The sequence below is a fragment of the Martelella sp. UBA3392 genome (genome assembly GCF_002358775.1).
GTDB lineage: Bacteria > Pseudomonadota > Alphaproteobacteria > Rhizobiales > Rhizobiaceae > Martelella > Martelella mediterranea.
Genome location: NZ_DEPM01000209.1, coordinates 24453 through 45791, shown reverse-complemented (window position 1 = coordinate 45791; position 21339 = coordinate 24453). Strand labels below are relative to the sequence as shown.

The window sequence follows — 21339 nt, the reverse complement described above, 5'->3', positions numbered from 1 at the left end:
CGGAGATGAGAAATGGCTTATCGTCATGACACAGAAACACACTCACCCGTTAGCGACGTTGCTCGTCCGATATCGATCCGACGGCTCCGGGAGGGCTTTTCGGCCTTGACCAGGCGGATGGCCACCGGTGTCAGTGGAGTATGCGCGTTGTTCGCGCGCGTCCGGCCGAATGGGCCAAGCGTTCAATGTGCGGATCCCGAGGACGCCTATCTGCAGGCCTGCCTTGCCGCTACACCCTTCTGCTATGTTTCCCCCGCCCTTTACGGCCTCGGTCGCGATGCAGACAGACGCTGCGAGGCGGGTCCGGCAACAGAGCCGGGCGATGACGCATGAGCGCCCGGCCCGTGGCCACGAGCGCCAATGTGATCTTCTCCCTCAAGACATTCCTGGCAGCCATGCTGGCCTATTTCATTGCCATCCGGTTTGTTTTTTTCACGGTCTTTCTGGGCGGCGGCAACGGTCTATATCGTCGCCCATCCACTCTCGGGCGCGAACCTTTCGAAGTCCGTCTACCGGCTCGTCGACACCACGATCGGCGGGGTCGCGACGATGGTCATGGTTCCCAACCGCGCTCGAGATTCAGATCAATCACAGTGACGACAATCTCATGGTCGCCGTCGGCGCGGTCGATACGGACGCCTCTTCGCAGGTCGCCAGCTATCTGATTGATGACGATGTCTCGGGTGCGCTCTATCCGAGCGCGAATGTCGAAATGCTGCTCCGAAAATCGCCTAAGGGCCGAGTCCTTACATATCGGCGCAAGCACTCGCCATATGTCAGCGTTTTCGCCGCCCCAGCCACCAATACCGCGGGAAGCATCTTGAAAACCTGCCAATTGGCAGTATATTGACTGACATATGGAGGTTGCTATGACCGTAGCATATGAAGTGCGCGACAATGGAATACCACAATCACCCGTTAATTTGGGTGATACAAACGCGCGAGAGAGACTGACCCCCGTCGCCGTCTCCGGTGTTGTCCGGCTGGCCGAGATTTGGCGGCTGACCAGTGTGGAAATTTGCGCTTTGTTGGGCGATGTCTCCGAACGAACTTGGTTCAGGATGAAAAAGGGGGAATGGAGCGGTAGCCTTTCCCAAGATGCACTGACCCGAGTGAGCGCGCTTATCGGAATATTCAAGGGCCTGCACCTGCTCTTCTCGGACCAACTGGCCGACGAGTGGGTGAAGCTGCCGAACAAGGGGCCGCTTTTTGACGGCCGTCGGCCGATTGATGTGATGATTGAGGGCGGCATTCCAAAACTGCTGCTCGTGCGGCGCCATATTGATGCTTTGCGAGGCGGATTGTGATTGAGCCTCCTCGCGCGGATATTGCCCAGCGAGACACGGTTCGACTTATCTCCAGTGCAAGGCTCAAGGAGCCGGTACTGCTTCCGCTCGCTCACAATCATGGGATCCTGGGAGATTTGGCGGAACTGGAGGGTGCAACGAGCGGCCGCCTCCAAGCCCAAGAAGGCGGTCTACTGGACCTCGATCCGAAGGAACTCGTCTTTGGCCGCGCTGGCCACACCTTCATAAATGCAGCTTTCACCTATACGCGCCCGGGTGGAAATCGCTTCAATGACGAGGAACGCGGCGCATGGTATTGCGCTTTCGAGGTCGAAACCGCCTTGACTGAGGTATCTTTTCATATCTCGAGAGAGCTCGAGGCGATCGCCCGGCTTGAGAATGTGACCGATTACGCGGAGCTGATCGCGGATTTCATTGGCGTATTTCACGATCTGCGCGACGCCCAGTTCACGGAAGCCCCATCTTTGAGCGCTGACCCTGCAATTGCCTACCCGGCAGGCCAGACGCTTTCCAGATGGCTGCGAAAGGAAAAGGACAGCCCGGGGCTCATTTACCCTTCTGTCAGATCGAAGGGCGGCACATGCATCGTTGCCTTCCATCCGTCGCTTGTTCAAAACTTGCGACAAGGTTCCATCTGGCGGCTGGAGTGGCAGGGTTCGTCGGAACCGGAAGTTTCGAAACTTTAGTCTGCGGGGCCCCGTCTCTTGCCGCTTGGGCATAAAGGCCGCGCCAATCCCGGCTGACAACTTCGCTGATGTCGTAGCGATCATCACTGAATTGGCGTCAGTGTCGATTGATATTTGAAACCGGAAGCCGCGCCGAGACGCTCGGCGAAGATGACCGGCCGTCAAAGCGCCCCGGCCGCCCAGAGCAGGCCGCGGGTCAGGATCAGGCGCACATCGGGGATTTCAAGTTCGTCGGCGGTGTGCCCGAGGGAGGAATAGAACACCCGGCCTTGGCCGTGCGTGGTGGTGAACACCACCGGCATGACGACGTTCCTGCGCCAGGGATGGAATTCGCCGGAAAAGGTCGTGGTCGCGAGCACCTCCACGGCCGGATCGTAATTCAGATAATACTGCTCCGATGTATGCTCGAAGGGTTCGATCCCCTCCATGATCGGATGATCGGGACGAGTGACGTCGACGTGATAGGTGATGATGTTCCCCGGATGGGAAACCCAGTAGCAGCTCGCGGCATAGCGGAAGGGCACGCTTGCGCGAAAACTGGTCGCAAGCCCCATGTGGTATCCCGCAAGGCCCGTGCCCGCCTGCACCGCGGCAATCAGCCTCGCCATCTTTTCCGGTTCGAGGACGCCATCCGTGATGACCGGCACCACGAGGGCATTGGAGCCGACGTCATCGGCGCCGAGCGCGTCGTAATCATCGGTCACCTGAACCGCAAAGCCATGCTCCTCCAGGATCTGGCGGACGACCTCGGCGCCTTCCCTCGGCGTATGCAGTTCCATTCCGCCGTAAACCACAAGCGCCTTCCGCTTCGTCATGGCGATCTTCTCCTCAATTCCTGTTCATAGTCCGAGGCCCACGGCCTGTGTGCGATGGACGCCCTTCGGGACATAGTGGAAGGCATCCTCGCGCTTCAAAAGCTTTGCCGCCAGATGGATGACCGAAAGCCACATTTCCGTGCCTTGCAGGCCGGGTTCCTGGCCATCGGCAAAGGCGAAGCCCTCCCCCTTCCGCCAGCGCGATGGCGCACGGGCGATGATGGCGCGGGCGACAGCCTCGACCTCGGCCCGGCGATGATCCGTAAGGTCGAGACAGATCAGCAGCGGGTGGATGGTATCGAGCAGATTGCAGGCGGTATAGGTCGAACCGCAAAAACCATCATGGTTGCGGTAGTTGGCGAGCACGGAATTGATCGCGGCCTCGGGGTGGGGCACAGGCAGGCCGAACTGCGCATACGTGCCTCTTGTCAGCCGATAGAAGCCATTGACCGGCTGCAGCAGGCCTTCCGAGGCCGTCGGCGAACCCCAGAGGCCGGTGCTCCTGTCGACATGGAGCGAGAGCCAGCCGAACAGCGTTTCGCGCGCCCGCCCCGTCGAAAAGTAGCGCGCGTTGAAATAAAGGGCGGTTCCGATCGCATCAACGCAGGCTCCGGCCGCCCAGGCATTGGTCCGCCAGGGAAGGCTTTCCAGCCAGGCGCAGAGATCGGGAGCATCGAGCTCCACGGCGGCAATCCTGTGATCCGGCCGGCTGCCGAGCACTTCCAGCGCATAGCCGACTGCAAGGGTGTTGTAGAGCGCCAATCCGTCCTCGCGCAAGGGAAGGTCCGGCCGCGGCGGACGGCTGGGGTCGGGGAAAAGACCCGTTTCGGGATCCTGTATCGCCTTCAGCATCATTATTGCGGCTGGAATGTCGAGCCCTTCGGGACGTTCATCGAGGCCCGCCGCGATTTCGATCGCATCGCAGAGGTGTCGGATACTCGATCGCTCCTGGCCGTCGGCCTCGCGTGAGACATAGACCCCGTCGCGCAGGTTCCTCTGGAGGATCGTGCGCCATTCTGTCCCGATGCTCGCGCCAACGGATCGGAGCGCCGCTTCGATGTCGGTATTCGATTTCTCACCGCGCCGGCGGATCGGCTTTGCCGGCACGCCCCCGGCAATCGTGAAGGGCGGGACGTCGCGGGTGACCGTGGCGCCAGCGGCGATGACAGCGCCGTGGCCGATCCGGACGCCATCGAGCACCACCGCATTGGCACCGATCCACACGTCGTCCTCGATGACAATCCCCCGGCTTTCATGCGGTTGTCGCGCGATCGGGACATCGGGGTCCTCATAACCATGGTTGAAGCCCATGATCTGGGCATGCGAGGCGATGCGTACGTGATCGCCGCAGGTCACCTTTCCGGCAATGCAGGCATAGGCATTGACAGTGCAATTGGCACCGAGGGTGACATCGCCCCGGACGATGGCATAGCCGGCGATATAGGACTGAGCGCCCAGGACAAGCCTGTCGGTGAACACCGCCGCCTTTTCCGCGATATAGGCGGTATCGTCGATTGCTGCGCCCGCCGTTGCCGACAGACGGGCGCAGCGCGCCCGGTGGGCGGGGGCTTCGATATCGTCCGGCGTGCGTTCCCAGGTGAGGAATTGCAGCCGAGCTTCGCGGGCTGCCATGTCGAGGCTATCCTCGAGTTTCGAAGTCATGCCGACCGCTCCAGCAGCTCGGGTTGGATTGCATGCTCCAGCGGGCGGCCGGACACGAACCGCTCGATGTCGCTCACCGCCATCTCGCCCAGCCGCAGCCGCTCCAGTCCGCCGGCACCGGCAACGTGCGGGGTCAGAAACACATTCGGCAGGGTATAGAGAGGTGATCCCGCCTCGAGCACTTCGGGCGCCGTAACATCGAGGATGGCACTGATCCGGCCGCTTTGCAGTTCGCCGATCATTGCCTCATGATCCACCAGCATGCCACGCGCCGTATTGATGAAGGTGGCGCCATCCCGCATCCTGGAAAACTCGGCGGCGCCGATCATGTGACGGGTCGCGGGCAAGGCCGGCGCGTGGAGCGAGATTGTGTCCGATTTCCGAAGCAGGGTATCGAGATCGACAAGCCGCGCCTTCGCCGCCACCGGGTCCTCGGCCGTCACATAGGGATCATGCAGCAGGACATCCACATCAAGCATTTCAAGCAACTTGGCCACCCTGCGGCCGATGTGCGAGGCGCCGATCAGGCCGACGGTGCGGCGATAGTTGCCGATCGGCTCGCTCATCAGCGCCCAGGTCGCCGTCCTGCCGCGGTCGCGGCGGTATATATCACTGAGTTCGAATACCCGCTTGTTGGCGAAAATGATCGCGGCGAACGTGTATTCGGCCACCGGTACGGCGTTGGCCGCCGCTGCATGGGTGACGGCGATGCCGGCGGCATAGACCGCCTCGCCGATCGTGTATTTCACCGTTCCCGCCGCATGGGCGATCAGGCGCAATCGCGGGGCAAGCCGCAGGACCTCCTCCCCGACAAAGGGGGAACCCCAACCGGTGACCAGGATATCGGTCTCGGCCAGAAGGTCGCGCGCCTGCACGGTCGAGAAATCCTCCATCGGGGTCCTGGACAGGATGTCGCAGTGCCGGGCGAGCCGGTCGAAAAGCCGCTCGTCAAAGACGTGCTGTGTCTTGTCCGTGGCCATGGCGAAGCTTACGCGTGGGCGCATCAGTACCTCTCCGCGATATCTATGGCGCTGACCGTGACACCTTCCCGCCTGAACAGCGCCTCCAGTTCACCGAGATCCGGCATCGTAGGCGCCTCGCCTGGATCGACACCGTTCACCGTTGCCGAAACGGCGGTCGCCAGCACGGTCGTGCCGGCCGGCACGCCACCGGTCAACTGCGGCACGATGGTCTTGGCGACGATCAGATTGGTGTTCGGCAATGCTCTTTGGGCCCGACCCTGCCGCTTTCCCTCCGGAGAGATGTCGACGATCTGGCTGAGATCGGTCTCCGACTGCGCGCGCGCCACACCGTCCGCCTCTTCGCATTGGTCCGCGTCGAGGTCGGCGCGTCCGATTGCGAAGCCGCCTTCGGTGGCGTGCAGCGCACGCGGGGTTTCGATCCGGTGCACCCGCACATGCCAATCGCCGGCCGGGACGAGCCAGGTCTCCACCGTCACGTCGTCCCAGGGCTTCCAGCGGGCAAAGAGCGTGTTCCCCGCGATTTGCGCCACTTCGTTATCCTCGCGGACGCGGTAGTGGCGCATGTCGTCGGAAAGCGCCAGCATGCCGTCGAAGGCGCCGCGCTCATAGCCGCGCTCGTCAACCTCGACCGAAAAGCCGTAGCGCGAGGAGTAGACGAATTTCGCATATTTCTCGGCGCCATGCCGCATCTGGTGGTTCTGCTGGCCGCTTGAAAGCGCGACGACATTGCCCTTCTGATGCTGCATCACCATGCCGGGGTGTTTCATCGCAACAGGATCACTGCCGAAATCCGTGCCGGCCTCTTCCGCCCGCCAAAACGGATGATCCGCGCCGAGCGCGAGCGGCAGAAAGGCCTTCAAGGCCCAGTAGGGTGAACCCGCCGAATTGTAGCTCTCGCTCATGAACAGATTGGGATAGCCGTAGCCGATCGACAGCACGCCGTCGCGGTCGGCAATCGGGTGGCGCGACCACCAGCGCAGATGTCGCATGAAATGGCCCTTGATCTCGCCCCAGGGCAGCGCCTCGACATCGGCAAAGGCCAGCGCGCCCCAGAAGCCGCCGCAGGCAAAGCGATAGGTGAGGCTGCGGCCGAAGGCGAGCGTGCCGCCGTCATCATCGAACCAGTGGCGGATGTCCTTGGCAAACAGCGCCGCGCGCTCCCGATAGGCGTCCGCCCGCGCATCGCCGGGTTCGGCAAGCTTCGCGTAGATCAAACCGTAGAAATGCATGGCGAAGGGGATGTAGTGGTCGATGCGGCGGACATTGCCGTCGCGATACCAGCCGTCGCCCAGATAGAAACCGTCGAGCTCCTCCAGATATTGCTCCGTCAGCGTCCGGTCGAAATCGACGCCGACCCGCGTCAGCCCCATGTCGACGAGAATGCGGAAGAACTTCCAGTTGTTGTTGGCATAGGCATAGCGGCGCAGGCTCTTCAGATAGGTGGCGATATTGTCTTTTGCCCTTCCCGGCAGCGGGTCCCAGACCTTGTCCGGCACCATGCGCAGCGTGAAGCCGATTGCGGCCATTTCGACCATGCGCTGGTCCGTACGCTCGACCGTGCCCCAGAATTCCGGGTGGTCGGGATCCATGCCGTTGGCAATGCCATCGCGGAAATAATCCCAATAGTCGAATGAACCGCCGCCGGCCGCATAGGGCGTCAGCCCCCAGAGTGGACGGGCGAATCCTTCGACATCGGCAGCGATGCGGTCGAAATGGGCGGCATTGCCGCTCAGCCGGACACGGGCGCGGCCTTCGGAGAAAAAAGGCAGGAGCGGATTGAAGAGAGCGTGCAGCGCCCGCTCGATATCGCCTCTCGATTTGAGAGGATTGCCGTAGAGCGGATTTGCAGTGGTGGGATCGTAGGTCATCTAGGCATAGGTTCCTGTAGCCGGGCTGTCCGAAAAGGCGCCCTTGAGTTCAATCGTTTCGGCAAAGTGGCAGGCGGCCTCGCTCGGCCCGCCATTGATCGGCCTCAGTACCGGCTTGTCCTTCCGGCAGCGGTCCTCGGCGAATTTGCAGCGCGTGTGGAAGGGACACCCCTCCAGGCGGTCGCCGAGGTAGGGGATCTCACCCTTGACGGTGTCGTGGCGTTTTCCACGCCGGGTCGGGTCTGCGATCGGCAGCGCGTCGAGCAGCACTTCCGTGTAGGGATGGCGCGGCCGCTCGAACAAGGCCTCCGTCGGCGCGCTCTCGACCACATGGCCGAGATACATCACCACCACCCGGTCCGCGAGGTAGTTCACCACGCCGAGATCATGGCTGATGAAGATGTAGGTCAGGCCGAAATCGGCCTTCAGGTCCTCCAGAAGGTTGAGGATCTGCGCCTGGATCGAGACGTCCAGCGCGGAGACTGCCTCGTCGGCGATCACCAGTTTCGGCTCGAGCACCAGCGCGCGGGCAATGCCGATCCGCTGACGCTGGCCGCCGGAAAAGGCATGCGGGAAGCGCTGCAGCGCATCCCTTGGAAGGCCGACCTTTTCAAGCGTCGAGACCACCCGGTGTTCCAGTTCCGCGCCGCGGGCGGCCTTGTGGATGCGCAGCGGCTCGGCCACGAGGTCGAAGACCCGCATATACGGATTGAGCGAGGACATCGGATCCTGGAAGATCATCCGGATATCACGCCGCCACGGTTTCAATTGCCGCTTGGAAAGCCTGGACAATTCGACCGCGTTGCCGTCCTGCGGATGGTAGGTCACCCGGCCGTGCGACGGATCGACGGCGCGCACGATGCAGCGGCCGAGCGTGGTCTTGCCGCATCCGCTCTCGCCGACGATGGCGAGCGTCTCGCCCTTGCCCACCGTCAGCGACACGTCGGAGAGCGCGGCGAGCGAGATCGTGTCCCCGAAAAGGCCCGACTTGAGGGTGAAGACCTTGGAGAGGTTTTCGACTTCGAGAAGCGCGGTCATACGTGTCCTCCCTGGTGGGCCGCTTCTGCAGTCTTCTGTCTCAGACCGGAAACTGCGGGGGCGTCATCATGCGTCAGCAGATGGCAGCGCGCCCAATGCGCCTCGCCGGTCGTCGTGCGCTCGGGATAGTCCCCGGCGCAGGGGGCGAAGGCATGGGGACAACGCGAGGTGAAGGCGCAGCCTTTCGGGCGGTTGCGCGGCGATGGCACATTGCCTTCGATCGGCGCCAGCCGTTCGCGCTCCGCACGGCGGACCATGCGCGGAATCGAGCGCATCAGCGCCCGCGTATAGGGATGCTGCGGCGCCCGGAACACGTCGAAGACATTGCCCTGTTCGACAACATCGCCGAGATACATTACCGCGACCTCATCGGCGATCTCGGCGACGACGCCGAGATCATGGGTGATGAACAGCATCGCCATGCCGTATTCTTCCTGCAACGCCCTCAGCAGATCGAGAATCTGCGCCTGGGTCGTGACGTCGAGCGCCGTCGTCGGCTCATCCGCAATCAAGAGGTCGGGCTTGCAGGCAAGCGCCATGGCGATCATCGCGCGCTGGCGCAGGCCGCCGGAAAGCTGGAACGGATAGGCATCCGCCCGCTGGCGCGCGCCCGGAATGCCGACCTGTTCGAGGAGATCGACCGTGCGGACCCGTGCGGCCTTCTGGTCGATCCGCTCATGAATGATGATCATCTCGTCGATCTGGTCGCCGATCGTGTGCACCGGCGACAGCGAGCTCATCGGCTCCTGAAAGATCATCGAGATCCGGTTGCCGCGAATTGCCCGCATCGCCGGGCTGTCGGGCTTCAGCGACACGATATCGACCGGCGGTTCGCCCTCGGCCCGGAACAGGATGCGTCCGGTTCCGATCCGGGCGTTCCTGTCGAGAAGGCGCAGAATGGTGCGGGCGGTGACGGATTTGCCGCAGCCGCTTTCGCCGACCAGCGCCAGCGTCTTGCCGCGCGTGAGGGTGAAATCGACCTGGCGGACGGCTTCGATATCCGCCTCGTCGGGCGAGGAGAACACGATACTGACATTCTCCATCCTGAGCAGTTCTGCTTTATCGTCCATAGGGGTCTGCGGCATCACGAAGGCCGTCTCCTAGAAAGTTCATGGCAAGGATGGCAACGACGACGACCACGCCGGGCGACAACAGCCAGGGCGCGCCGGCGAGCGTGCGGATGTTCTGGGCATCCTGCAGCAGCGTGCCCCAGCTGACGATCGGCGCCTGCAGGCCGAGGCCGAGGAAGGAAAGCGCGGTTTCCGCGAGGATCATGCCCGGAATGGCCAGCGTGGTTGCCGCGATGATGTGGCTGGTGAAGGACGGCACCATGTGTTTGACGATCACCCGGTAGTCCGATGCCCCGTCAAGCTGCGCCGCGGTGACGAAATCCTCGGTGCGCAGCGCCAGGAACCGGCCGCGCACCACGCGGGCAAGTTCCGTCCAGCCCAGCATCGACAGGATGACTGTGATCGCGAAATAGGTCTGCAGCGGCCCCCAGTCGCGTGGGAAGGCGGCGGCAAGGCCGAGCCATAGCGGGATCGTCGGCAGCGAGCGGATGAACTCGATCGTCCGCTGCACGATACCGTCGAAAAAGCCGCCGTAATAGCCAGAAAAGCCGCCGATGATCACCCCGAAGAACAGGCTGAGGATCACGCCGACAAGGCCGATCGACAGAGAAACCCTGGTGCCATAGACCAGCCGGCTGAGCTGGTCGCGCCCGAGCCTGTCGGCGCCGATCACGTAGAAGGGCGCGCGCGGTTCCAGCGTGCCGAAGAGCTTGCGGTTCATCGGGATGAAACCCATCAGCTTATAGGGCTCCGACGGCACGAAGAAGCCGACCGGATGACGGACCTCAGGGTCGATCGTGAACACCCGGCGCAAGGCCTCGGGATCGATCTCGGTCTTGTAGCCGTTGACATAGGGGCCGAACTGAAAGCCGCCGTCAGCGTCGCGGGCGATGAAATGAAGGCCCTGCGGCGGGGCATAGGTGTAGCGCGGATTGTAGGCGCCTGGCGAGGTCGGCGCGACGAACTCGGCGAAGATCGCGACCAGGTAGAACGCGATCACGATCCACAGCGAGACGAAGGCGAGCTGGTGCTGCTTGAAGCGGCGCCAGGTCATTTTCAACTGCGTTTCCCGGCCCGTCAGGGTAGCTTTGGCGGATGTCTCGACCGCCGCCGGTTCGGACATGTCCGTGATGATGGTCATGTCAGCGTCCTCCATAGCGGATGCGGGGATCGATCCACGCCAGGATCAGATCGGAAATCAGCGTTCCGATGACGGTCAGCACACCGAGAAGCATGATGATGGCGCCGGCGAGATACATGTCCTGGGTGGTAAGCGAGCGCAAAAGCAGCGGACCGGCCGTCGGCAGGTTCATCACCACCGAAACCACGACCGAACTCGACACCAGGGTCGGCAACAGCCAGCCGATGGTCGAGACCAGCGGGTTGAGCGCCACGCGCACCGGGTATTTCAGGATCGCCCGCCATTCCGGCAGCCCCTTGGACCGGGCGGTCGTGACATAGGGCTTGGTCAGCTCGTCCAGCAGGTTGGCCCGCATCACGCGGATGAGTTGCGCGGTTCCGGCGGTCGAGAGAACCAGGACCGGCGCCCAGGCATGCGCCAGGAAATCGAGAATGCGTTCAAGGTTCCACGGCGTGCCCTGAAGATCGGGCGAATAGAGACCGCCGAGCGTTTCGCCGAAATAGATGTACCAGAGATACATCAACACCAGCGCGAACAGGAAGTTGGGAATGGCAAGCCCGATAAAACCACCGATGGTGGCAAGATAATCACCGAGCGAATATTTGCGCACCGCCGCATAAATGCCGATGGGCAGAGCGACGAGCCACATGACCAGCACGGCCAACCCCTCGACGAGCACCGAATTGCCGAGCCGTCCCCAGATCAGATCGGTGACCGGCGCGCTCCATTCGAAGCTGTTGCCGAAATCGCCGTGCAGCACGCCGCCGATCCATTTGAAATACTGGATGATGAAGGGATCACCGAGGCCATATTGCCGGCGCAGCGCCTCGATGGTCGCCGGATCGATCCGGTCGCCGGCGGCGCTCAGCTCCGCCATGTAGCTTGTCAGGTAGTCGCCTGGCGGAAGCTGGATGATCGCGAACGAAACGAACGAAACCGCCCAGATCGTCAACACCATCGCAATTAGCCGCCGAACAATGAAACCGAGCATGAAACGTGCCCTTTCTGCAGGTTCCGGGCGGTTCCTCCGCGGCACGCGGGCCGCGGAGGAAGAGACACCCGGGAGGAGGCGTTCGGGTGCTAGTCGAAGTACCACTGCTGCGGGTCGTAGGGCGCCGGCGTCGGAAACAGCCAGGCATGCTTCATCGGCTCGTAGACATTGCGCAAATTGTTCTTGGCGATGTAGTAGCCGTCCGGGGCCAGGCTGACACCGATGACCGGAAAGTTCTCCTTGGCGATGTCAAGGATCTGCCGCATCAGGGCTTTGCGCTCTTCAGGATCGGGAGAGGCCTTGAGCTGGCTATAGAGTTCCATCTGTTCCTTTGCCCATTCGACCGGTTCGGAGGCGATTTCCGGGTCAGTTCCGTTGAACCAGGACTGCCACTGGAAGGCCCAGGCGGATTCGGCATTGGCCGGGAAATAGTAGCGCGGCTCCTGAATGACATCGAGGCCGCCATCGCCCTGCCAGACCTGGGCGTCGAAATCGCCGCTCGGCCGCTTGTCGTAGAACAGCGTGCGGTCGATATTGTTGATCTCGAGATCGATGCCGACCTCGCGCAACTGCAGCGACATCAACTCCAGCATGTCGATCCATTCCGGGCGGAAAGCGGAGATCACATCGACGGTGATGACCGCCGGCTTGCCGTCGCTCATCAGCCGGATGCCCTGGCCATTCGTCTCCGTCAGGCCGGCCTTCTCGAGATGCGCGATCGCATCCTCGGGATCATACGCGGTATACTGCTTGGCCATCTCCTCGTCATAGAACTCGGATTCGGGACGCGGGGCGACCTGATAGGGCTCGCCCTGGCCGGTGAACACGGTGTCGATAATTTCCTGACGGTTGATCGCCTCCGACAGCCCGATGCGGAAATCCTTGCTGTTATAGAGGTCCGCCTTGACCGGGTCGGAATGGTTCAGGTTGAGCTGGAGCACCAGGGTCGAGGACTGCGATGGCACATTGGCGCCGAGCCGGTAATCGCCCTGTTGCTGGCCGTCATAGAACAGCGGCCGGTTCGCCACCGTGGTGATATGACGGTCGGTAAAGTCCATTTCGCCGTTGAGCGCCATCAGCGTCAATTCCTCGGCGCTTTCGCTGACCCGCATTTCGAGCCGGTCGATATATGGTAGCTGATTGCCGTCCGGATCGGTCTTCCAGTAATAGGGGTTGCGCTCGAACACCACGCGGCTGGCATTCGCCGTCCACGGCTCGTCAATCACCCAGGCATTCATGAACGGCAGGTCGGGGTTGCTCCACCGCTGGGTTTCCTGGCCGAAGGCGCATTTGTCCTCCATCATGAAGGCCCAGTTTTCATAGCCTTCGTCCTTGGCCAGTTGATCGGCGTTTTCGTTCTCCGCCGGATAGAACTGCCCGCAATAGGCCTTTTGCAGCGAGACCAGGGTGATTCCATTGACCCCGGCCAGCTCGTCGAGGAGCAGGCCGTTCGGCTCTTCGAAGATGTAGGTGAAGGTCGTGTCGTCAACGACCTCAAGCGTGACCGGGTTGCCGGGATCGGTCAGGAACAGGCCGCCGACGGGATAGTCGGGGTCCTGGATGAGTTCGCTCGCAAAGGCGATATCGGCACTGGTGAATGGCGTGCCGTCAGACCACTTCAGGCCATCGCGCAGGTGAAACGTATATTGCCGCGCGTCCTCGCTGACCTCCCAGCTCTCGGCGAGATTGGGAATGATCTCATCCCATTCGCGATTATAGCGCACCAGCCCGTCATAATTCAGCGTGCGCGAAATCCAGGCATTGTCGCCGCGCCCGCGCAGGCCGGAACGCCAGGTGCCGCCGTATTTGCCGATGCTATCGACCGGCTCCACCACCAGCGGATTGTCCGGCAGGCGCTCGTCCACCGGCGGCAGCGTGCCGTCTTCGACCAGCGGATCGAGCATCGGCGCCTGCTGCGCGGCGAGTGCTGCGCCTGAAAGCATCATTACAGCGGATGTCGCGAGCACGGAGTGCCTCACCGACCGCCGCACACGAATTGCATAAGCCATGTTCTTTTCTCCCTCGGGATCCCTCCCCGGACCCCGTCTCTTCTGGAACGGAGAAACCGTATTCGCAAAAACGCAAAATATCAACACTAATTCATTTATTTGCATTTTTTGCATAAACCACGACAACGGTTCATGACCACATTCTACAAGTTATTGTTATTCTGGTGATTTTCAGGATGCAGATGCAAATGGTGAAGATGCACACAGCGCTCGCTTGCCGCCATGACGACCCGTTGCGGAAATTTTCCGGCGTCCGCTCCCCGCGATAAAGCCGGTATCAGGCAATCACGTGAACCGTGCCGCCCGCGACCAGAGACACGCCGATTTCCATCTGCTGGATCGCCGTCTCGCCCTCGAGCTGATGCGAGAGCAGCCGGATCGCGCCGCGACCGATCGCCTCGCGATCGACGCGGATCGTGGTAAGGCGGGGCGAGGTCATGGCCGCAAGCGGCAGGTCATCGAAACCGATGATCGAGAAACCCTGACCGGCCGAGGCAAGACCGCCCTTTATCCCCTCCATGATTTCCACCGCGGCAATGTCATTCCAGCAAAACAGCGCCGTGGCATCATGCTTCCGCCCGGCGATATCGCTCAGCAGTTCGAGAGGTGTACGCTCCTCACCGCAAACCAGCACAGCCTCGCTTCCCGGCACATCCGCCATCGCCGTTACAAAGCCGCGCCGCCGCTCGAGAATGGTCGGCCGGTCGCCATAGGTATAATGCAGGATCTTCCTGTGGCCGCACGAAAGCAGGTGCTTCGTGGCCATGTATGCCCCGTAGAAATTTGCAGGCGCCACCGAACTGATGCGCATGAGCGGATCGCTGCCGTTGACGAGCACGGCATGGACATCCTGCTCCCGGCACCACACGGCCAGTTCTTCAGTCGCATCGATCCCCGCCAGCAATACCGCGCCGGCGCCGGCCTCCTTTACGTGACGGTCTATGAGGTCCAGATTGACGGTCCGCTCGCTGATTACACGAACGTCGAGATCAAGCCCGCAGGCCCGCGCCTCGCTTCGCATGGCATCAAGAATGCTGACATAGAAGCTCGAAAGCCCTCCGGTGGCATTGGCGAAGGGAACGAGCGCGACCACGCGGCGATCCATAGCCCGTAGGCCCGGCATATGCTTGGACCGGTATCCCATCGTCCGCGCCATGCGCTGTACATCCCGCCGAACCGCTTCGGATATGCCCTCCTCATTCGCCAGCGCACGCGAGACCGTGCTGACGGAAACGCCGAGCCTGGAGGCGATATCGGTCTGGTTGGGTCTGCGGCCGGTCGAGGTCATGTTGCTCACTGCTGTCATTGCCTGAATATCGATTACGCAATTTTTGCGATTTTTGAAAGCCCTGCCACGGTTACTTCAGCGCTTTCCGTATCCAGGGTTCCCCTTGTTGGTGCTCGTGACAAGGGGTCCGATGGCGCACCACGCGTTCAGGCGTTTGCTTCCCGTGTGCAGTTTACGACAAAACGGCAGGGGTGGATGCGCCGAGGATCGATATCCCACGGCCCATCGCCGGATTACAAGCTGTTCTGCATGACGACAATGGCACTGAATTTAGGAAGCGGGCGCTTGCAGGAAAAGCGGGCCGTCAGGCGTCCCTTCGTTCCCTTGCACCAACTGACCTGCCGCCACTTCGCGTCTTCAAGCATGGTGTGCACCGCCGTGGATCTGACGTCCGGCACATGCCGCACACGGGGGTGACCGCGCCACGCGACCGGGAAGATCAGGTGCACATCGGCCGGGTAGACCTTTTGGCGCCGAGGGATACCCACGGCTCAGCAAAGGCCACGTGCGCTCTGTGCCTGCCGGAACGGAGCGGACAGCCCGTAACCGGCATCAGCCAGCACGCAACCGAAACGCACTCCGGCAGCCATGACGCGATCGATCTCCTCAATCGCGATCTCGGGCTTTGTGCGATATTCCTGAAACGGCGCAAGCACACCGGCTTTCTCAATGCGCGTGAGGTCGCTTGTCCAGCTTTCCGGCAGCAACAGCCGCAAGCTCAGCAGCACCGGAAGCCAAAATAGTGCTAGGCTGGCATCACCTTATCGGGTCATAACGATGACAGAAACCAGACGGAAATTTTGCGAAAGACCGCCGGTCATCACAAACCAAACTTGGCGATCTTTTCGCTCAGCGTCCGCCTAGGGATCTGCAAAATCCGCGCGGCTTCCGCGACATTGTTGCCGGCGGTCGTCAGCGCGCGCTGGATCAGGGATTTTTCATATTGCCTGATTTCGTCATTCAGGCCGGCGGACGGCCCAGATTGCGCATCCCCGTGCGATCCGGTTTCGAGAGCCCAGTCGATCCCGAGTGCTTGTGCCTCGGCTCTGTTCTTGAGCTCCCGGACATTGCCCGGCCATGCCTCCATGAGCAGGCGAAAGCCGTGCTCGGGGGCGAGTTCATAAGGCTTTGAGCCATAACGCCGGGCGGCAAGCCGCGCGAAATGGGCGTAAAGCAGAAGGATGTCGTTGGCGCGCTCCCTGAGCGGCGGGACCGAAACGGTCACGCCGGACAGGCGATAGAACAGGTCCGCGCGGAATTCATTGTTCGCGATCGCGCTCTGCAGATCGGTTTTGGAGGTCGCCAATATCCGGACATCGATCGGGCGGGAACGGTTTTCCCCCAGCCTCTCCACCATTTTCTCCTGCAGGACGCGCAGCAATTTCGCCTGAAGCGGCAGGGCAAGCGCATCGACTTCGTCCAGCAGTACAGTGCCGCCGGACGCATATTCGAATTTGCCCGAACGATCCTTGTCGGCTCCCTGGAAGGCGCCCTTTGCAAAGCCGAACAGCTCCGTTTCGAATGCCGCGTCGGGTATGGCCGCGCAATTGATCGGCACGAACGGTCGCGCCGCACGGTCGCTCTGTTCGTGAAGGGTTCTGGCGACAAGCTCCTTGCCGGTTCCTGTCTCGCCGACGATGAGGACATTGACGTCCAGCGCGGCAACCGTCGCAATTCTCTCTCTCAACCGGACAATCGAGGGATGGTTTCCGATAATCTCCCCCACGCCGTCGGCAGAGTTGAGAACGATTTTCTGCAGACGCCTGATCTCGGCGCTCATCGTATTGCGCTTGATCGCCCTTCCGAGCACTGCGATGAGATGGTCGGCGTCATAAGGTTTCTCGAGGAAATCCTCGGCGCCGGCCTTCATCGCCCTGACGGCAAGCTGGGTCTCGCCGTGGCCCGTCAGCAGGATGACCGGCAGGCCCGGATGGCTCTTCCTGACGGTCGAAAGCAATGTCATGCCATCGACGCCGGGCATCCTTATATCCGAGACGAGAACATCGGGGACGATGTTGTCGAGTTGTCTCAACGCATCGACGGCATTGTTGAAGCCGGTAACCTGAAACCCGTTCATTTCGATCCAGTCGGTCGCGGAGGCAAGCAGGTCACGGTCGTCGTCGACAATGAAGACATGGTCCTTTTTCATTCGGCGGCCCTCACTTTCTCGACATGCAGCGGCAGCCTGACCGTCGCTCTGGTTCCCCCTTGCGGATCGGGCGAAAGGCACAGCTCGCCGCCGTGATCCTCGACGATAGCGGCAGAGATCGAAAGGCCGAGACCCAGCCCCTCGCTCCCCGCCTTGGTGGTAAAAAACGGCTCCATTGCCTGGTCGAAATTTTCCGGGCTGATGCCATGGCCATTGTCGGAGACCGCAATGTCCACATAAGCATCGGATGCGTTCACGGTGACCGTGATCCGCGGTGACGGGCTTTGCTCCAGAGCATCAATCGCATTCAACAGCAGATTGAGGAAGACCTGTTCAAGCCGGATGGCCGACCCGGCCACATATGCTGCGCCCCGGGCCTCGATCTTCGGCTTCACGCCGATCCTGTCCGCGCGTGATCCGGCGATTTCAACGGCAGCCCTGAGGCTTTCGACACAATCGAAGACTTCGATTTCCGCCCGGTCCTTTCTCGAAAACGTCTTGAGATGCCTCACGGTCTTCTGCATCCGCCGGACGAGATTGCGCGCTGAATCGATCCTGCTGGAGACGCCCTTTTCCTCAACCGAGCGCGCCAGCAGGCTGGTGCTCGCCAGCGTCGTCTCCAGCGCCGCGAGCGGCTGGCTGACCTCATGCACGATGGCCGCCGACATGCGGCCGAGGGCAGCCATTTTTTCCGCATGGACAAGCCCGTCCTGCGCGACCTTGAGGTCGTGTTCCGCCGCCTTGCGCACCTCGATTTCATGCGCCAGGTCGCGGGTCCTCTCCTCGACCTTGCGCTCGAGCATCTCGCTCTGCTGGAGCCGCAGCGCCACGAGCTGGCGGCGTTGCAACAGAAAGTGAAGCGCGCCGGTGAGAAGCATGCCGACAAGAACCGTGATCAGGCTCCAGAGGGTGGCGCTGTCTCTGGCCGGTGTCAGATCGGCGCTGGCGAAAAGCGTCCAGCCTTCTCTCGGCAGCCTTATCGATGCGGAGAGAAGGTTGTCGTCGATCCTCTCGAACAGGTCTTCGCCGCTTTCAAGAAGGTCACCGGCATTTTCGCCGGCGGCAATCGGCTGCCGGGTGCTCAGATCGATGCCTTCATAGGTGCGCGAGGCGATCAGGGTGTCGAGCGTAGCCTGCGTCAGCCGGGCAATCGGCCGATATTTCCAGTCGCTGTTGCCGGTGAGAAAGACGATCCCGTAACGATCCGCAAGCGAGAGGTTCTGCGCGGCCGATTCCCAGCTTGCCTCAAGCGGCAGAAGATCGATCTTGACGACCACGACCCCGGGCTGGCCGCCCGGCCCCGCGTCAATCCGCCGGGACATGAAATAGCCGGGCTTTCCGGTTGTCACGCCGATCCCGTAATAGCTGCCATCGCCTTCTTTCATCGCGTCCTTGAAATACGGCCTGAAACCGTAATTCCTGCCGACCAGGCTATCGGGCTGATCCCAGTTGCTGGATGCCAATGTCAGGCCTTCGCTGTCGAGCAGGTACAGATAGGTCGCGCCGGAAGCGGCCACCGCGTTCGAAAGATAGGCGTTGGCCGAGGCAACACGCTCCGGGTCGCGCGGCGCGCGCAAGAGCGCCCTCACCCGTTCGTCTTCGCCCGCAATCGTCGGCAGGTATCGGAAGCGGTCGATCTCGGCTTCGACGCTTCTGGCCGCGAGAAAGGCGGATTGCTCCAGTCGCACCAGGATGGCTTTCTTCATCCTGTCGTCGACAAGAAGCCAAACGACGACGGCCGAGACGAACACGACGGCGATCGAACCCAGGGATATCTTGTAGCGTTTCATCGACAGTACCGGGCTCATCATCGGTCCTCGGCATTATCCGCCTTCAGGCCCGCACTCGGCAAGGGCAATCGTGTCGCCAGCCGCTTCGCCAAACGTCATGCAATCGTTTTGCCGCCCGTAGCAGATTTTCCACCCCGAAACGGTGGCGCCGGAGGCGGCAAGATGAAGCGTGCCGACCGGCGGCGCTTCGGGATGCCACGTCCACCACCCGTCGACTAGGCGGGCGCCGGCGCCGGGGTCCATCCCCGCGCCCGATCCCTTGACCCTCGCCTCGGTCAGCACGAGCTCAGCGTCGACGATCGCCCAGTCCTCCTGCCACTCGACCTTTTCGACCGAGTGGATCCAGGAGAGCGAGAACGCTGTCGCGGCGATGACGGCGACCTTGCCGCCAGCGAGAATACAGAGGCTCATGTGCCCGCCGCCTGCGAAACGGCACTGCGCCTGACCTTGCGATAGACCAGGAACGCAAAGACGACAGCCAGCACAAGGCCGATCTCGTCGGTTATCGGCAAGGAAACGATCAGGGTTCCCGCAGCCGCCGCGGCCATGAGCCTCATGAACGGATTCAGGCGCGTTCCCGCATATCCGATGACGGCGGTTCCCCAAAGGCCGATCGCAAGCGCCGCCTTGAAGACGATGTAGGCGACCGCCGGCGCGTAGCCGATCGTTTCCGCCAGCGGACCGCCATCCTGCAGCATCAGGGCGGGGGTATAGACCGCCATGAACGGGATCACAAAGCCGGCGGCCGCGACCTTCACGGCTTCGAACGAGATCTTCAGACCGTTTTCCTTCGCAATCGGCGCGGCCGCGAAACAGGCCAGCGCCACCGGCGGCGTGAGGTCCGCGAGAATGCCGAAATAGAACACGAACATATGGCTGACGATCAGCGGCACGCCCAGTTCCAGCAAAGCCGGTCCCGCGATCGACGACGTGATGATGTAGTTCGGTATGGTCGGTATTCCCATGCCCAGCACGATGCAGGTGATCATGGTGAGGACGAGCGACAGGAACAGGTTGCTTTCCCCGACGGACACGATGAACTGTCCGAATGTGTTGGCTGCGCCGGTCAGGGTCATGGTGCCGATGATGATGCCGACAACCGCGCATGCAACGCCGACGGGAAGCGCCGTCTTGGCCCCGTCCGCCAAGGCATCGCGACATATGACGAGGGATTCGCGGCCGCCCTTCGTGAGCACGTTCCAGGCGATCAGCCCGGCGACCGCGACAAGCATCACCCGGTTTCCGTAGGCGAGGAAGGCGGCGGCGACCAGGCCGAGGCCGACCCAGAAGATAAGCCGGATAACGCCTTGCGGAAGCCCGAGCGCAATCGAGCCGCCAAGGATGAGCATGACGGTGAGCGCAAGGCCGATGGTGCCGGCATAGAGCGGCGTGTAACCCGAAAACAGAAAATAGACGAGAACGATCAGGGGTAGAACGAGATACCAGCCATCCTTCAGGGCCATGGCCGCGGATGGCAGTTCAGACTTGCCCATGCCGACCAGGCCATGCTTTCCAGCCTCCAGATGCACCATCCAGAAGGCGGATGCGAAGTAGAGAACGGCCGGAATGATCGCGGCCTTGACGACCTCGTGATATTCGACGCCAAGCGTCTCGGCCATGATGAAGGCGACCGCCCCCATGACCGGCGGCATGATCTGTCCGCCCATCGATGCCGTCGCCTCGACCCCGCCGGCGAAGGCCGGACGATAGCCGAACTTCTTCATCAGCGGGATGGTGAACTGACCGGTCGTGACCACATTGGCAACGCCGGAGCCGGATATCGTTCCCATCAGGCCAGAGGAAATGACGGAGACCTTCGCAGGCCCGCCGGTGCGATGCCCCACCAGGCCGAGCGAGACATCGGTGAACAGTTTGATCATCCCCGCTTTCTCAAGAAACGCGCCGAAGAGGATGAACAGGAAAATATAGGTCGAGGATACATAGATGGGGATGCCGTAGATCCCCTCCGTTCCATAGGCCATGTGGTCGATGACCTGCGAAAAATCATAGCCGCGATGGTTGAGCGGCGACGGCAAATACTGGCCGAAGAAGCAATAGGCCAGAAACAGGCCCGCAATGATCGGCAGCGCCGGGCCCATCACCACCCAGGCTGCCACAAACACAGTCGTCAGCGCCACGACACCGAAGACGATGTCGCGCGGCAGAGGATCGCCGGCGCGAAGGGTCAGCGGCAGATACTCCACATACTGGTAGAGAGCAACCGCGACGCCCGCCAGCGCCAATGCCCAGGCAACCGCCTTCCATGCGCCGGACTTCCGGCGCGCCAGAGCCATCAGGGGAAAGGTCAGCAACATCAGGAAGCCAACATGGATCGCCCTTACAATCTGGCTGGCAAAATCGATAAAATGGGCCGCGGTCGCGATCTGGAAAGCAGAAAACACGATGGCTATCCAGAACAGCAGGCGGCCTTCAAATGATAGGGGAAAGGATTCGGCCAAGGGATCGTGCAATCCGAGGTCGCCGGCCTCCTCCGGCATTTCATGTTTCATGGAATCGTGCAGCATCGCGTCCTCCCAGGGCG

General features: G+C 61.9%; 16 protein-coding genes and 3 pseudogenes. 4 read left to right on the top strand and 15 right to left on the bottom strand.

Features of this window, described 5'->3' with window-relative positions; genetic code table 11:
* Window positions 1-329: 329 nt before the first annotated feature.
* The 4 genes and pseudogenes from B4E36_RS16530 to B4E36_RS16515 form a co-directional block, all read left to right on the top strand.
* Window positions 330-567 (top strand): annotated as a pseudogene (locus tag B4E36_RS16530) (FUSC family protein); the annotation flags it as partial.
* A 40-nt stretch (window positions 568-607) separates the two neighbouring features.
* Complete coding sequence (locus tag B4E36_RS16525; protein WP_292057036.1) at window positions 608-850, top strand: hypothetical protein; 243 nt, start codon at window positions 608-610, stop codon at window positions 848-850.
* A 19-nt stretch (window positions 851-869) separates the two neighbouring features.
* Window positions 870-1307, top strand: coding sequence for an MbcA/ParS/Xre antitoxin family protein (locus B4E36_RS16520; protein ID WP_292057039.1), 438 nt, complete (start codon window positions 870-872; stop codon window positions 1305-1307).
* A gap of 116 nt (window positions 1308-1423) precedes the next feature.
* On the top strand, window positions 1424-1993 hold the full coding sequence (locus tag B4E36_RS16515; RefSeq protein WP_292057041.1) for an RES family NAD+ phosphorylase: 570 nt from the start codon (window positions 1424-1426) through the stop codon (window positions 1991-1993).
* Between the two features lie 161 nt (window positions 1994-2154).
* Here the strand turns inward: B4E36_RS16515 and B4E36_RS16510 are convergent, their stop codons facing one another.
* The 15 genes and pseudogenes from B4E36_RS16510 to B4E36_RS16440 all read right to left on the bottom strand — a co-directional run bounded on the left by B4E36_RS16510 (window position 2155) and on the right by B4E36_RS16440 (window position 21322).
* Window positions 2155-2808, bottom strand: a complete 654-nt coding sequence (locus B4E36_RS16510; RefSeq protein WP_292057043.1) for a ThuA domain-containing protein — start codon at window positions 2806-2808, stop codon at window positions 2155-2157.
* A gap of 1080 nt (window positions 2809-3888) precedes the next feature.
* A pseudogene (locus B4E36_RS24350) lies at window positions 3889-4047 on the bottom strand (DapH/DapD/GlmU-related protein); the annotation flags it as partial.
* A gap of 419 nt (window positions 4048-4466) precedes the next feature.
* Window positions 4467-5477 carry a hydroxyacid dehydrogenase gene (locus tag B4E36_RS16500; RefSeq protein WP_292057247.1) on the bottom strand — a complete coding sequence of 337 codons (1011 nt, stop codon included), beginning with the start codon at window positions 5475-5477 and terminating at the stop codon, window positions 4467-4469.
* Entirely contained in the window at window positions 5474-7321 is a 1848-nt protein-coding gene (locus tag B4E36_RS16495; protein WP_292057047.1) for a DUF2264 domain-containing protein, read from the bottom strand. Before B4E36_RS16495 ends, B4E36_RS16500 begins: the two co-directional genes overlap by 4 nt.
* The gene (locus B4E36_RS16490; RefSeq protein ID WP_292057049.1) at window positions 7322-8359 is read right to left on the bottom strand and encodes an ABC transporter ATP-binding protein; all 1038 of its coding nucleotides are present in this window, start codon (window positions 8357-8359) and stop codon (window positions 7322-7324) included.
* Window positions 8356-9429 carry an ABC transporter ATP-binding protein gene (locus B4E36_RS16485; protein ID WP_292057051.1) on the bottom strand — a complete coding sequence of 358 codons (1074 nt, stop codon included), beginning with the start codon at window positions 9427-9429 and terminating at the stop codon, window positions 8356-8358. The genes B4E36_RS16490 and B4E36_RS16485 overlap by 4 nt, the downstream gene beginning before the upstream one ends.
* On the bottom strand, window positions 9419-10552 hold the full coding sequence (locus tag B4E36_RS16480) for an ABC transporter permease (protein ID WP_292057248.1): 1134 nt from the start codon (window positions 10550-10552) through the stop codon (window positions 9419-9421). Before B4E36_RS16480 ends, B4E36_RS16485 begins: the two co-directional genes overlap by 11 nt.
* A 19-nt stretch (window positions 10553-10571) precedes the next feature.
* Window positions 10572-11561 (bottom strand): ABC transporter permease, encoded by a 990-nt coding sequence (locus B4E36_RS16475; protein ID WP_292057053.1) that lies wholly within the window; start codon window positions 11559-11561, stop codon window positions 10572-10574.
* An 89-nt stretch (window positions 11562-11650) separates the two neighbouring features.
* Window positions 11651-13570: an ABC transporter substrate-binding protein gene (locus B4E36_RS16470; protein ID WP_292057056.1), complete on the bottom strand. Its 1920-nt coding sequence runs from the start codon at window positions 13568-13570 to the stop codon at window positions 11651-11653.
* A 277-nt stretch (window positions 13571-13847) separates the two neighbouring features.
* Complete coding sequence (locus B4E36_RS16465) at window positions 13848-14876, bottom strand: LacI family DNA-binding transcriptional regulator (RefSeq protein ID WP_292057058.1); 1029 nt, start codon at window positions 14874-14876, stop codon at window positions 13848-13850.
* 263 nt (window positions 14877-15139) lie between these two features.
* Window positions 15140-15610: pseudogene (locus B4E36_RS16460) on the bottom strand (transposase); the annotation flags it as partial.
* A gap of 68 nt (window positions 15611-15678) precedes the next feature.
* Window positions 15679-17007: a sigma-54-dependent transcriptional regulator gene (locus tag B4E36_RS16455; protein ID WP_292057061.1), complete on the bottom strand. Its 1329-nt coding sequence runs from the start codon at window positions 17005-17007 to the stop codon at window positions 15679-15681.
* Window positions 17004-18815 carry an ATP-binding protein gene (locus tag B4E36_RS16450; protein ID WP_292057064.1) on the bottom strand — a complete coding sequence of 604 codons (1812 nt, stop codon included), beginning with the start codon at window positions 18813-18815 and terminating at the stop codon, window positions 17004-17006. The genes B4E36_RS16455 and B4E36_RS16450 overlap by 4 nt, the downstream gene beginning before the upstream one ends.
* Window positions 18816-18830: 15 nt before the next feature.
* Entirely contained in the window at window positions 18831-19208 is a 378-nt protein-coding gene (locus tag B4E36_RS16445; protein WP_292057065.1) for a DUF1850 domain-containing protein, read from the bottom strand.
* On the bottom strand, window positions 19205-21322 hold the full coding sequence (locus B4E36_RS16440; RefSeq protein ID WP_292057068.1) for a TRAP transporter permease: 2118 nt from the start codon (window positions 21320-21322) through the stop codon (window positions 19205-19207). Before B4E36_RS16440 ends, B4E36_RS16445 begins: the two co-directional genes overlap by 4 nt.
* Window positions 21323-21339 lie beyond the last annotated feature (17 nt).